General features: G+C 62.5%; 16 protein-coding genes and 1 other RNA gene. 4 read left to right on the top strand and 13 right to left on the bottom strand.

The annotated features are described in order from the left end of the window. Positions 1 to 10: 10 nt before the first annotated feature. The 13 genes from ssrA to ACT3UE_RS09165 form a co-directional block, all read right to left on the bottom strand. Positions 11 to 397, bottom strand: a transfer-messenger RNA (tmRNA) gene (ssrA, locus tag ACT3UE_RS09225). A gap of 115 nt (positions 398 to 512) precedes the next feature. Continuing rightward, positions 513 to 992, bottom strand: a complete 480-nt coding sequence (gene smpB / locus ACT3UE_RS09220) for an SsrA-binding protein SmpB (RefSeq protein WP_444555467.1) — start codon at positions 990 to 992, stop codon at positions 513 to 515. A gap of 163 nt (positions 993 to 1,155) precedes the next feature. Next, positions 1,156 to 2,661 carry a peptidoglycan DD-metalloendopeptidase family protein gene (locus tag ACT3UE_RS09215; RefSeq protein ID WP_444561842.1) on the bottom strand — a complete coding sequence of 502 codons (1,506 nt, stop codon included), beginning with the start codon at positions 2,659 to 2,661 and terminating at the stop codon, positions 1,156 to 1,158. Between the two features lie 125 nt (positions 2,662 to 2,786). Continuing rightward, a complete protein-coding gene (gene ftsX, locus ACT3UE_RS09210; protein WP_444555469.1) occupies positions 2,787 to 3,701 on the bottom strand; it encodes a permease-like cell division protein FtsX in 915 nt (304 codons plus the stop codon). Next, positions 3,698 to 4,480, bottom strand: a complete 783-nt coding sequence (ftsE, locus tag ACT3UE_RS09205; protein WP_444555470.1) for a cell division ATP-binding protein FtsE — start codon at positions 4,478 to 4,480, stop codon at positions 3,698 to 3,700. Before ftsE ends, ftsX begins: the two co-directional genes overlap by 4 nt. A gap of 203 nt (positions 4,481 to 4,683) precedes the next feature. After that, positions 4,684 to 5,334 carry a CoA transferase subunit B gene (locus tag ACT3UE_RS09200; RefSeq protein WP_444555471.1) on the bottom strand — a complete coding sequence of 217 codons (651 nt, stop codon included), beginning with the start codon at positions 5,332 to 5,334 and terminating at the stop codon, positions 4,684 to 4,686. A 4-nt stretch (positions 5,335 to 5,338) separates the two neighbouring features. Beyond that, a complete protein-coding gene (locus ACT3UE_RS09195) occupies positions 5,339 to 6,130 on the bottom strand; it encodes a CoA transferase subunit A (protein ID WP_444555472.1) in 792 nt (263 codons plus the stop codon). 133 nt (positions 6,131 to 6,263) lie between these two features. Beyond that, positions 6,264 to 7,013, bottom strand: a complete 750-nt coding sequence (locus ACT3UE_RS09190; protein WP_444566604.1) for a 3-hydroxybutyrate dehydrogenase — start codon at positions 7,011 to 7,013, stop codon at positions 6,264 to 6,266. A gap of 154 nt (positions 7,014 to 7,167) precedes the next feature. Beyond that, complete coding sequence (gene prfB / locus ACT3UE_RS09185; protein WP_444555101.1) at positions 7,168 to 8,286, bottom strand: peptide chain release factor 2; 1,119 nt, start codon at positions 8,284 to 8,286, stop codon at positions 7,168 to 7,170. Between the two features lie 17 nt (positions 8,287 to 8,303). After that, complete coding sequence (locus tag ACT3UE_RS09180) at positions 8,304 to 8,735, bottom strand: hypothetical protein (protein WP_444555102.1); 432 nt, start codon at positions 8,733 to 8,735, stop codon at positions 8,304 to 8,306. A gap of 91 nt (positions 8,736 to 8,826) precedes the next feature. After that, the gene (locus tag ACT3UE_RS09175) at positions 8,827 to 9,210 is read right to left on the bottom strand and encodes a hypothetical protein (RefSeq protein ID WP_444566603.1); all 384 of its coding nucleotides are present in this window, start codon (positions 9,208 to 9,210) and stop codon (positions 8,827 to 8,829) included. 64 nt (positions 9,211 to 9,274) lie between these two features. Next, positions 9,275 to 9,700: a TadE family protein gene (locus ACT3UE_RS09170; protein WP_444555104.1), complete on the bottom strand. Its 426-nt coding sequence runs from the start codon at positions 9,698 to 9,700 to the stop codon at positions 9,275 to 9,277. Between the two features lie 25 nt (positions 9,701 to 9,725). Beyond that, the gene (locus ACT3UE_RS09165) at positions 9,726 to 9,905 is read right to left on the bottom strand and encodes a hypothetical protein (protein ID WP_444555148.1); all 180 of its coding nucleotides are present in this window, start codon (positions 9,903 to 9,905) and stop codon (positions 9,726 to 9,728) included. Between the two features lie 291 nt (positions 9,906 to 10,196). Here ACT3UE_RS09165 and ACT3UE_RS09160 point away from each other — a divergent pair, with 291 nt between their 5' ends. From ACT3UE_RS09160 to ACT3UE_RS09145, 4 genes are all read left to right on the top strand, one after another. Then, positions 10,197 to 10,412, top strand: coding sequence for a hypothetical protein (locus ACT3UE_RS09160; protein WP_444566602.1), 216 nt, complete (start codon positions 10,197 to 10,199; stop codon positions 10,410 to 10,412). Positions 10,413 to 10,945: 533 nt separating this feature from the next. Further along, the gene (locus ACT3UE_RS09155) at positions 10,946 to 11,401 is read left to right on the top strand and encodes a hypothetical protein (protein WP_444566601.1); all 456 of its coding nucleotides are present in this window, start codon (positions 10,946 to 10,948) and stop codon (positions 11,399 to 11,401) included. 56 nt (positions 11,402 to 11,457) lie between these two features. Continuing rightward, positions 11,458 to 11,967, top strand: coding sequence for a hypothetical protein (locus tag ACT3UE_RS09150; protein WP_444566600.1), 510 nt, complete (start codon positions 11,458 to 11,460; stop codon positions 11,965 to 11,967). A gap of 68 nt (positions 11,968 to 12,035) precedes the next feature. Beyond that, the gene (locus tag ACT3UE_RS09145) at positions 12,036 to 12,515 is read left to right on the top strand and encodes a hypothetical protein (RefSeq protein WP_444566599.1); all 480 of its coding nucleotides are present in this window, start codon (positions 12,036 to 12,038) and stop codon (positions 12,513 to 12,515) included. Positions 12,516 to 12,676 lie beyond the last annotated feature (161 nt).

Below are 12,676 nucleotides of genomic sequence, written 5' to 3'. Positions count from 1 at the left end.
GGCCTTTCAACCGTGGAGATGGGGGGAATTGAACCCCCGTCCGATGTGGTGTTGCCAGGACTTCTCCGGGCGCAGTCTGCTATGGGTTTTCTCTGCTCCAACAGCCGTCTCACAAACATGCGGCTGGACCCTTTCGGGATACCCCGAGCACAGTCATCTGAATTATGCCCGACACCCCGATGACAAAGGTGTTGAGCAGTGGCTATCTAAACGACGCCAGTATCAGGGCCGATAGCAATCCCTGGCTGACGGACTGTCTGGCTGCTTAGGCAGCGAGAGCGAAGTCAGTGCGCTTTGAGTTGGCACTTGTGTTTTGCAAAGAGCGTTTACGAGATAACTTTGCGTCCTCGGCCCGCTTCTCCTGTCGCGACTCACATCGTCGAAACCGATCATCCCCGTATGAATTTCTCAATGCGGGTTTCCCCGCTCAACCTGCGGGCGAAACCCGCAGGACATCTAGCATAACCCACGATGGGCGGGATTCATTCCCTGCCCGAATCCAGGGGTCAAAATCAGGACACGCCGCGGTTCCGTTCGCGCAGGGCCCGTAGTGCATCGCGGTTGTCCTGCTTCTCGCGCAGGGTCTGGCGTTTGTCGAATTCCCGTTTGCCCTTCGCCACACTGATTTCCAGCTTGGCGCGCCCGTCACGGAAATACAGTTGCAGCGGCACGATCGTGTAGCCGGGGTCCTGGATCTTCCGTGTGATCTTGATGAGTTCCTCACGGTGCAGCAGCAATTTCCGCCGACGCCGGCCCGCATGGTTCGTCCACGATCCGTTGAGGTACTCGGGGATGTAGATCCCCTCAATGTAGAGCTCTTCGTTATAGAACTGGCCGAAACCATCAACCAGGGAGGCCTTGCCCTGGCGCAGGGACTTCACTTCGGTTCCGCTGAGCACCATCCCGGCTTCGTACGTGTCCAGGATCTGGAAATCGTGGCGCGCCTTGCGGTTGGTCGCAATGACCTTGCGCTCGGTGGTGTCCTTGGGCATGCCAACCTCCTCCTGTATACGTCATGGTGTCGGGCCGTGGCCGCGGTGAGTCGAACATCAATCCTACGTCATCGGGGCCGGCGCCCGGGCGGCACGGTTGCTCCTGCATGCGGGCACCATCTGCAGGTTCCCTGCCCGGAGCACCGGGCGCTGCGCGGGGTTGCTAGAGCAGTCCCGCAGGGTTGACGACCTTGCCGTCGAGGATCGTTTCGAAGTGCAGATGGCAGCCGGTGGAGTTGCCGGTGGTTCCGACATAGCCGATCAGTTGGCCCTTGGAGACCTTCTGGCCGCTATGGACGACGTAGCTGCTCAGGTGGTGGTAGCCCGTCACCAGGGCGTGGCCCTTGACGACGCCATGGCTGATCTGGACCTTGTTCCCCGAGGTCGGGGACAGGGTGGCATACCAGACCTCACCTGCAGCTGCCGCGTGCACGGGAGCACCGCACCGACCACCGAAGCCCCAGTCGAGCCCGGCGTGGACGTAGCCACCCCTGCCGCCGTAGTCGATGGTTCCTGCCGGAGTGGGGCGCCAGCCGAACGTGGAGGTGATATGCCCGCCGGAGGTCGGTTTGGACAGGCCCCAACTGCTCGTACTGCTGGAGGACCCGCTATTGCCCTGGCTGGATTTCTTCTTCGCCGGGGCGCTGGTCTTCTTGCTCTTGCTGCGTTCGGAAGCGGCCTTCCGGTCCGCCGCGTCGGCTGCTGCACGCTTCGCGGCGGCATCGGCCGCATTGGCCCGGGCGGCCTTCTCCGCGGCAGCACGTTTGGCCCGCGCCGCGGCTTCGGCCTTCGCCGCGCGTTCTGCGGCTTGTTCGGCGGCGACCTTGGCGGCCTTTTCCGCAGCGGCCTTGGCAGCCTCTTCCTTGCGCTTGCGTTCGGCGGCCTCACGGATCAGACGCTCCTGGCGCTTCTTGATCTTGGCGACCACCTGGTCGTGCTCATCCTCTTGCTTCTTGATCTGGGCCTTGATCTGAGGACGTTTGGCGTTGAGTTCCTCGCTGGCTTCCTGGGCGCCATCGATGAGTTCGTCGACATGGCGTTTTGAGGCTTCAGCCTCGTCCCGGGCCGCCTGCTCCCGGACCAGTGCCGCTTCTGCCTGGCCCTTGAGGTCGCTGATCTCCTCTTCGACGGCGGCCAGTCGTGCCTGGACGTTGGCATCGGTCGCCTGCTGTTGGCTCAGATCGCTCAGTACGGCATTCTGGCTGCGCAGCGCCTGGTTGGCCAGGCCCAGGCTGTCGGCGAGGTTTCCTTGCTCGGAGTTGGAGTTGAGCATCAGGCTCAAGTTGCTGGAGACTCCCCCACGCTTATAGGCCTGGGTGGCGATCTGCCCGATGACCTTGCGGGTGTCTTCCATCTTCTCGGCGTCCTGGTCCATTTGACTGCCGATCTGGTCCTTCGAGGCCTGCGCGGCATCCACGCGTGCGGAGAGTTCGTTCACCTGCTCCGTGGCACTCTGGACGCTGGCCCGGGCGCTCGAGAGCTTCTCCTTCGCCGCCGGAAGCTTGTCCTGGTAGCCCTTGAGCTTCTCCGCGGTCTTCTGGATGTCGGCATCGAGGAATTCCATATCGGTTTCCAGGGAATCAAGTTGCTTCTCGACCTGTTGCTTGTGGTCGTCCAACTTATCGGCCTGGGCCACCGGAGCCATCAGCGACAGGGACAGCAGGCTCACCAGGGCACCACTAATCACGGCACGGGACAGGCTCCGTCTATTGCGGTCCGCCACAGGGTCGGTCCTTTCAGTGGTACGGCAGGTTCATCCTCGAAGGAGCCCGGGGAACACGGGCTCGGAGCAACCTAAACCTTCAGGTAACGCCTTAAGGTCAGGACCGACGATACACCAGCCAGGACGATCCCCAACGCAAGCAAGCCGGGGGCGACCAGGAATACCTCGTTGGTGGCAATGAAGGCAGTGTCCGGATACTCGATCGCCAACTTTCCTTGGATCAGGTATTTCACCACCGCCCACAGCGTCCCCGAGGCCAGCACGGCACCGATGAGGGCGGCGATGACCCCTTCCAGGACGAACGGTAGTTGGATCACCGCCTTCGAGGCGCCGACCAGGCGCATGATCCCGGTTTCCCTTCGTCGGCTGAAGGCCGAAAGCCGGATGGTCGTCGCCACGAGGAGCACGGCGCAGAAGATCATGACCACCGCAATGCCCACGGCCACCAGGGAGGCGACATTCATGACCGAGAAGATCTTCTCCAACAAGTCGCGTTGGTCGATGACGGTGTCCACGCCCTTCATGGGGGTGAACAGTTCGTTGATGACGTCGTATTTTTCGGGGTCCACCATCTTGACGCGGAAGGACTCCGGGAGCTGGTCCGCCGTGACGGTATCCACGATCGGCGAGTTCTTGAACTGCTCGCGGAAATGCTCCAGGGCCTGATCCTGCGACTCGTACTCGTAGCTCTCCACATACGGCTTCACCGCTGCGGAGTCGAGCTGGCTCTTGATGGCCGAACGCTGCGAATCGGTCACTGCACCATCGGCGCAGGTCTGGGAGCCGTAATCGTCTCCACACAGGAAGATGGCTACTTCGACCTTGTCGTACCAGAAGCCCTTCATCTGCGTGATCTGCATTTGCGTCAGCGCGGCGGCCCCGACGAACGTCAGGGAAATGAAGGTCACCAGGACCACGGAGATGACCATGGAGAGGTTTCGACGTAGACCAGAACCGATCTCGCCGAGGATGAATGCGAGTCTCATGCTTCGTCCTCCTCGGTGTCAAAGGGGGCAATGGCCTGGTCCCGCGGGTCGGCGGTCCGCAATTCGCGCGAGCCATCCCGATTGACGATGGGGATCATGGCCGTGTATTCGCCTGCTTGTTCGTCGCGAACGAGTTTGCCTTCGTCCAGTTCGATCACCCGACGGCGCATCGAGTTCACGATGTCCGTATCGTGGGTGGCCATGACCACGGTGGTCCCGTTTTGGTTGATCTTGTCGAGGATGTTCATGATCCCCACGCTGGTGGCGGGGTCGAGGTTTCCGGTCGGCTCATCCGCGAGCAGGATCCCCGGTTGGTTGACGATGGCCCGGGCGATGGCCACGCGTTGCTGTTCACCGCCGGAGAGCTCGTGGGGCATCCGGCGTTTCTTGTCCTCCAGGCCCACGGTCTTGAGGACCTCGGGGACGGTGCTGCGGATCGAGGCCCGGCCCTTGCCGATGACCTGCATCGCGAAGGCCACGTTGGAGAAGACATCCTTATTGGGCAGCAGCCGGAAGTCCTGGAAGACGACGCCGATGCCCCGACGCATGCGAGGGACCCTCCAGTTGGGGATTCCCGCCACATTCTGGCCGGCGACGTGGACGGAGCCCCGTGAGGCCTGGTCCTCGCGCAGGACCAGACGGATGAACGTCGATTTACCGGAGCCGGAGGCCCCCACGAGGAAAGCGAAGTCACCGCGATTGATCTCGACATCGATATCGTCCAGTGCCGGACGGGACTTCTGGTCGTAGACCTTGGTGACGTGCTCAAATCTGATCATGGCAGTTCTGCCCACTCGGACCACCGGTCAGTGTCCGAAAATGCGGGGCTTTGCTGGGGGAACGTACAGCACCGGCATTGAGCACTCTAGCCCCGACATTCTGCCTCCGGGTGCAGGTGGAAGCGTGTGTCGGGGTTCCGGCCCCGAGAGAACGGGCCCGGTCCTTGCCGGACCGGGCCCGTGATCACGGGAGCTGCCGGGGCCTATGCGCCGGCGAGCTCTCCGCCCAAGGTCAGTTCCGGCTCGGTCGCGGCCCGGACCTCCTCGACGCTCACCCCGGGGGCGGTTTCCAGGAGCACCAATCCCCTATCGGTCACCTCGATCACCGCCAGGTCGGTGATGATCCGGTTCACCACGGCCTTGCCGGTCAACGGCAGCGAGCACTCGCGCACGATCTTCGCCGAACCGTCCTTGGCCGTATGGTCCATCAGGATGATCACTTCCCGGGCTCCTTGCACCAGGTCCATGCCCCCGCCGGGGCCCTTGACCATCTTGCCCGGAATCATCCAGTTCGCCAGATCGCCCTGGGTGGAGACCTGCATCGCTCCCAGGATCGCCACGTCGATCTTTCCGCCGCGGATCATCCCGAAACTCATGGACGAATCGAAGAAACTCGCCCCCGGGTTGACCGTCACGGTTTCCTTGCCTGCGTTGATCAGGTCGGGATCCATATCCTCCTCGAGCGGGTAGGGCCCGACCCCGAGGATTCCGTTTTCCGACTGCAGGACCAGGGTCCTGCCGGCGGGGATGTAGTTCGGAACCAGAGTCGGCATCCCGATGCCCAGATTCACATAGGCCCCGTCCACCAGCTCCTGTGCGGCCCGCTCGGCCATCTGCTCACGTGTCAGTGCCATCGTCTCAACCTTCCTTCGTCGTCGAACCGGCGGGGCGCACCGTGCGCTTCTCCACTGGCTTTTCGATGTCCTGGCCCACTTCCAGGACACGGTGCACATAGATCCCCGGCAGGTGAACCTGGTCAGGATCGATCTCCCCGGGTTCCACGAGTTCCTCGACCTGGGCGATGCACACCTTCCCGGCCATCGCCGCCGGCGGGCCGAACTGCCGGGTCGCCTTGTTGAACACCAGGTTCCCGTGCCTGTCGCCCTTGAGCGCGTGGACCAGGGCGAAGTCGGAGACGATCGCCTCTTCCAGGACGAAGTCGTTCTTCTCGCCTCCCGGGGCGAAGGAGCGCACCTCCTTGGGTTCCGAACCCTGCAGGATGTTCCCGTCGGCGTCGTACTTCTGCGGCAATCCGCCTTCGGCGACCTGGGTGCCGACACCGGCTGCGGTGTAGAACGCGGCGATCCCCGATCCACCGGCCCGCAGCTTCTCGGCCAGCGTCCCCTGCGGGGTCAACTCCAATTCGAGTTCCCCGGTGAGGTACTGGCGGGCGAATTCCTTGTTCTCCCCGACATAGGAGGAGGTCATCTTCCGGATCCTGCCGGCGGCCAGCAACACACCCAGCCCCCATCCATCGACACCACAGTTATTGGAGACCACCGACAGGCCCGTCGCGCCTTGTTCCAAGAGGGCCTCGATCAATGCCATCGGGTTGCCCGAGAGGCCGAAACCACCAACCGATATCAGGGAACCATCCCCGATATCCGCTACGGCCTCCGCCGCAGAACCGACACTTTTATCCATGGTCATTTCAAAGACCTCCCTCGCACGATGAAATATTGCCGCGGTCCCGCCGTCGGGCGTTGTGACCGTTATTACGTTCCAACCTATCGCTTTCGGTGGGGCCCGACCGCATTGGTCCGCCCTTCCCGGGGCACCTACATCATCGGGCGCTCCATCCGCCGTCGACGGTGTAGGAAGCCCCGGTGACCATGCCGGCGTCCGGAGAGGCCAGCCATGCCGCCAAGGATCCGACTTCCTCGGGCTCGACGAGCCGTTTGACGGCCGATTCGGTGAGCATGATCGAGGAGATGACTTCGTCCTCGCCGATGCCGTGGATCTTGGCCTGATCGGCGATCTGGTCCTCGACGAGGGGTGTTCTCACGTAGGCGGGTTCGATGCAGTTGCTGGTCACCCCGTACTCTCCCCCTTCCAATGCGGTGACCTTGGACAGGCCTTCTAGGCCATGCTTCGCGGCGACATAGGCACTCTTATAGGCGGAGGCGCGCAGCCCATGGATGCTCGAGAGGTTGATGATCCGCCCGAACCCACGTTCATACATGCCCGGAAGCACCGCACGGATGAGCAGGAAGGGCGCTTCGAGCATGAGCCGGTGGATCAGCCGCCAGTCGTCGGGAACGAATTCGTGCACGGGGTTGATGCGCTGGATCCCTGCATTGTTCACCAGGATGTCCGCTTCCAGGCTGAGGTCCTCCAGCGCCGAGGTGTCCCCCAGGTCGATCTGCCATGCCTTGCCGCCGATCTCGGAGGCGACCTGCTCGGCAGCTTCCCCGTTGAGGTCCGCGACCGTGACCGTTGCACCACGCTCGGCAAAGGCCCGGGCACATGCGGCTCCGATGCCGCTGGCTCCCCCGGTGACGATTGCCTGGCGTCCCTGCAGATATCCGCTCATTGCTTTGCTCCCGTTCTCGCACTTCACGCTGTTCCAGCGATCATCGAAGGCGGCCGGCCAAGCAGCACGCCGTTGATCGCTGCACTCGGATCATTGCACGGCAGCGGTGGAACTGTCAGGGGACGGCGGCCTCTGCGGGGCGTCGTGACGGGTGTTATTCGGCGTGTTCATGCCGGGCGTTGGCCCGCCAGCGGATTCCTGCGTCGATGAAGTCGTCGATCTCCCCGTCGAAGACGGCACCGGTATTGCCGACCTCGTGCTCGGTCCGCAGGTCCTTGACCATCTGATACGGGTTGAGCACGTACGAACGCATCTGATCGCCCCAGGAGGCCTTGACGTCACCGGCGAGCGCCTTCTTCGCCGCGTTCTCTTCTTCCTGACGCGCCAAGAGGAGCCGGGACTGCATGACGCGCAGGGCGGCGGCCCGGTTCTGGATCTGGGATTTCTCGTTCTGCATCGAGACGACGATCCCGGTGGGGATGTGGGTCATCCGCACGGCGGAGTCGGTGGTGTTCACCGACTGGCCTCCGGGGCCGGAGGAGCGGAACACATCGATTTTGAGCTCGTTGTCGGGGATCTCTACCGAGTCGGTCTTTTCGATGAGCGGGATGACTTCAACAGCAGCAAAGGAGGTCTGGCGACGTCCCTGGTTGTCGAAGGGACTGATCCGCACCAGCCGGTGGGTACCTGCCTCGACGGATAACGTCCCGAAGGCGTAGGGGGCATTGACCTCGAACGTCGCGGACTTCAGGCCGGCTTCCTCGGCGTAGGAGGTGTCCATGACCGTCGTCGTGTAGCCGTGGCGTTCGGCCCAGCGCAGATACATGCGCATGAGCATGTCGGCGAAGTCTGCGGCATCAACACCACCGGCGCCGGCACGGATGGTGACCACCGCGGCCCGCTCGTCGTATTCCCCGGCAAGCAGGGTGACGACTTCGAGCTGGCTGAGCGCCTTGCGCAGGGACTTCAGCTCCTTCTCGGCTTCGGCCCGGGAGTCAGCGTCGTTTTCCTCTGCCGCGAGCTCGACCAGGACCTCAAGGTCATCAATGCGGGCTTCAAGCCGCTCGATCTTGCCCAGTTCGGATTGCCGGTGGGAAAGCTTGGAGGTGATGACCTGCGCCGCAGCGGGATCGTCCCAGAGGTCAGGGACACCAGCCTGTTCGGATAGCTCGGAGATATCCGTCTTGATCCGCTCGATGTCGGTGACGGCTTCGATGGAGGCGAATGTATTGCGCAGGTCGCGGATTTCCGCGGGAAAGTCAGTAGAAGCCATGATCTTCCAAGACTACGTCATCTGGTGAGTCCGGTTCGGGCACTGGACTCGACGCTGATGGGAATCCCCTCGGGGACGAACCAACCAATAATGGGTGGGCGCACCACCGCGCTCAGGCGCACGACCGCCGTGGTGTCGTCTCCGCTGGAGCTGGCGCGCGCCAGGGCGAATCCGTCGAACCTCTCCGCCGCACCCACGTCGGCCACGTACTTGGCGGCGGCCGCCGCCACTCCTTCGTCGCTCAGACGCAAGTCCAGGGCACCGTCTTCGCCATTTTCCTCCACTTCGAAGCTGTCGGCCGCAGCCGTGACGGCACTATCGGCAACGCTCAGGAGTTTGCGGGCCTGCGTGTTGACCAGGGTTGCAGCCAGGGTCGCGCTGACGGCGAGGAGCACTATCAGTACATAGCCGATGATCAGGATCATCGATTGTCCGGTTTCCTCGGTCATGGGGGGTCGGTGGCGGCCCCACGCCCCGTGCACTCTGCGGCACCCGGGGTGGTGTCCGGTGAACCATCGTCTTCCGGTGGACATGTTCGACTCACCCATACCGATCAACGCGGACGGTTGCCGACGAGGAAGACCGCCCGAAATCAAGGTCCACTCCTGGTGGCAGGCACGGCAGTCCCACACGAATGGAGACATCCACCGTCACCGTCGACCCCGGCTCAAGGCAGGACGGCGAACACCGGTATTCCATCGTTGCCGCCTGGGAGTCCACGGCAAGATTTCCCAACGCCACCTCAACCGCGTTCCTGGCCCGGGCCGCCCCTTCCGTCTCGGTATCGGCAGTCGCGAACGTCCTTGCAGCATGGTCTGCAGCACCGACTGCAGCGAAGGAGGCAGCCTGCAACTGCGAAGCGCTGATGATGAGGTAGGTGACCGGAACCAGCAGGAGGACCCCGAGGAAGATGAATTCAACCATGGAGGATCCACGTTCCGATGAATGCCCATCGGCCCACGTCTGGCGGATTCGTTTCATGAGCTCCCTATCCGCCATATCGCGCCGCTTCCCCGCTGACATGCAGATGCCCACCCACCGCAAAGTACCCCAGCAGTGGTAAGGGAGTGCTGACTGTTATCTTGAGCCCAGGCTGACCGCCGATGGTCGTGGCTGTGAATTCGACGTCCTTGTTCAGTCCCGGCCCCAGCGAACCATCGATGAGTTCCCTCGTACGCTGCGCCCCCTCAGCCGGTGAACGATCAGCCAGTGTGCCGAACCGCGCTCCCGACGCGGCGGCGTCCATCAACGTGTTGCGTACGTGCAGGACAAGTGCCAGTTGCAGAACGGAGACGAACAGCATCGTCAACAGGGCAGATACCATGACGAATTCCGCGACGGCGGAACCGTTCTCCGGACCGGCTTCCGCGCCGTGCTTCGTGCGACACCTGTCGGCATGCTGCAGAGTCTTCATCGAGGCTATCTCGTCCTGGCTCCTCCTAGCCGAGACCGGATACCCGGTTGATGGCCTGGTTGAACAGATCGCTCAATCGCGGGCCCGCGACGGCGAGCAGCGCCGCCACCAGCACCGCAGACATCAGCGTGATCATGACCCACCCAGGTACATCTCCCCGTTCGTCATCGCGAAACCGCGAGCCGAGGCCTTGGACCCTGGCCATGCAGATCAACGTCGCCGTCAATCCGAGTGCCCTGGCTTGGCTCCATGCGTACTTCATTGTGTTGTGCCTTCCTGCTAGATGGCTGGATGCCGCGGATAAGACCCCATTCGGCATTCAGAGGTTCATGTCGATCAGCGAGAGACCCGGATAGACGGCGAAGACGATGGTGAGCGGGAGCATGCCGAAGACAACGGGGGTCTCCATTTGGGTAAGAGTGTTTAGACATAAGAAAAGCCCCGGCACGGCTGGAACCGTCCGGGGAATGGCAACCGCTTATAAGGAGCGCCTGCAATGCCTAACCATACCAACACCGCGCCGGCCGCAACAGGCTGGCAGCACCTCGACCAGCCAACCACCGGCCCGGCCGACACCCTCCACGCCTCAATCCACCCAGGCGGCCAGCTCGTCACACTCAACTACCGAGGCGGCGACCCGCTCGTCCTCGACGTGACCCACCTCGACGCCCTCGCGTCCCTGCTCGCACAAGTCAAGGCGGCCACCAAGTGAAGCGCACAGTCGACGCCGTCCTGCCCACCCTCGTCACGCTCGCACTGTTCACCGCAGCAGCGGCCCCGAGCCTCATCACCGGGCAAATGTAGCCGGCAACGGCACCCCACCCTCGTGTGGGATGCCTTGACCCGGTCACGGTGGCGGGGACTTCCCCTCCTTGGACAGCCGCCCCCGTGACCGGCTCTGGGTATCTCCCAGCGCGTTCCTGCCGCCCTAGCGCATAACCAGAGGCGGCGCGGTTTAGATATAGCAACGTTTGGCCCCGTACCGCCGGGGCACTGGTCGCAAAGGCCACGCGATCAGGTCCACCCCAGCTCGTCCTCTTTTAGAGGGCGGGCCAGAGGTGCTACTCCGAATGATGGTTGCCGGGGTTCGGGGTGCTTGTTGTGGTGTGGGGGACCTTGCAAAGCCAGCACCCCGCAGGGGTTCAGTTAGGGCCTCAGGCCCCACCCCCACTCCGCTACTCCCCCAGTCAGCTCAGGGTCTGCCCCTACACTGGATACCGTTTCACTCGCACGAAAGGCCAAACCATGAACCGCACAGCACTCGCCGCCCTGCCCATTATCGCCGCGCTCACGCTCACCGGATGCAGCACCAGCCCCGCGCCCTCCACAGAGACGGCCACGCCGGAACCAGTCGGGGCACAGGCCACCTATACCCCACCAGACGAGCCCGGCATGGACCAGGCCGTAGCCGAGGCCGCGTTGAATCGTTGGCTCAGCAACCAAGGCGTGGGCAGCATCGAAGGACTTGACACTCCGTGCAACATGATTCAGGAAGTGGAGAGCATCGAACGCGGGACCATCCTGCTAACCGTGGACGACCATATCGGCATAAGCGCCAATCCCGAGGCGGACTTATACGGAATCGCTGACAAAATGCTGGACAGTATCGGAGCCGACTTTCCCGAAGTCCTCAAAATCACCGCGACCGACCGGAAGGGCCGGTGGTCCTCTTCAGCTTTCTCCATTGTCCGGCCCAAGTGATCGCCGGCTGCAAGTCAGCCCACACACACAGATTCACCCGCACGAAAGGCAACACCGTGAACCGCACAGCACTCGTCGCCCTTCCCATCGTCGCCGCGCTCGCAGGATGCAGCGCCAGCCCCACCGAGACGGCCGCGCCGGCCACCAGCAGCAGCGCCAGCAGCTCCACCAGCGCCCCGGCCAGCAGCTCACCAGCCGCCAGCAGCCCGAGCGAGGCTTTGTCAGCCATCGAACAAAACTCGGGGCTCAACCTCGAAGCCAAGGAATCGAATACTTGGGCAATGGATATCCGCGACCAGTTTTTGGAATCCTACGAACGCACGGACGAGTCCCAGTTCTCAGACGGAACCCCCCACCAGAAAATCGACGGCTGGTACGAAACCAACCCCGGAACGCTCCTAGTTGAGCTGAAGGGTAACGACTGGCACCGCGCGCGTATGCGTTGGCTCGCCACTGAAATCACCGCCCGCGCCAAATCGGACGACCACCGGCTCGCCACGGTCACCGTTTCCACCGAGGACCACCACAAGTTCCGCACCGTTCACCCCGGCGACCGCGTCCAGTGAGCGAAGACACGGGAGTGGTGCGTAGAGTTTGAAATCCACCCTTCACCTATCCCGCATTGGACAATTTCATGGAACCTATTCTCACGTCTTTGATCACTCAGCTAGGATCACTCGTCGCCAAAGGCACGGCCGCAAGAATCACGACCCGTATCCAAACAGTCAAAGCAAATAAAGACAGAGACGCACAGTTCAACGAATTGTCAGAGATCATCAACGAGCTACTAGACGAACGTTCGCAACTCGTAGCGATTGCCCAAAGCTTCAAAGAGGAGCTGACTTCTCAGCGAATCACTGAAGAGGAAATCTCTTACATCACGGAACAAGTGATTCCAAAAGCCGAAGAGTTGTTCTTCACCCTCGACGAAGGTTCTGAAGGCGACGACGAGGACGAGACGAAAAAAATGCTCGAGGCCGTCAAGACGCTACTTTCGCCCGAGCTGCTAACGGTACTGCAGCTCGTTGGCTTCAACTACAAAGCCGCGATCGGTGAGCCACTTACAGACGTTGTGGCTTCATCGATCAGAAGCGCTGGACCGAGCGAATCGTAGAACGAGCCTGAGTAGCGACTCATTGCGTAGACAGACAATACCAGGATGGACCACGGCCGTTCTCCGTGGTCTGTCTAAGCCTTATTGACAAGTGCTCTTCGCGCGCACGCGCACACGCGACCCGGCCGGCACCCTCACGGGGAGAGGGACACTTGCCGGCG

This window comes from Arthrobacter sp. 179 (assembly GCF_052379645.1).
In the GTDB taxonomy this organism is placed as follows: Bacteria; Actinomycetota; Actinomycetes; order Actinomycetales; family Micrococcaceae; genus Arthrobacter_H.
The sequence above is the reverse complement of the archived record's forward strand: the minus strand, read 5'-3'. Positions and strand labels throughout refer to the sequence as shown.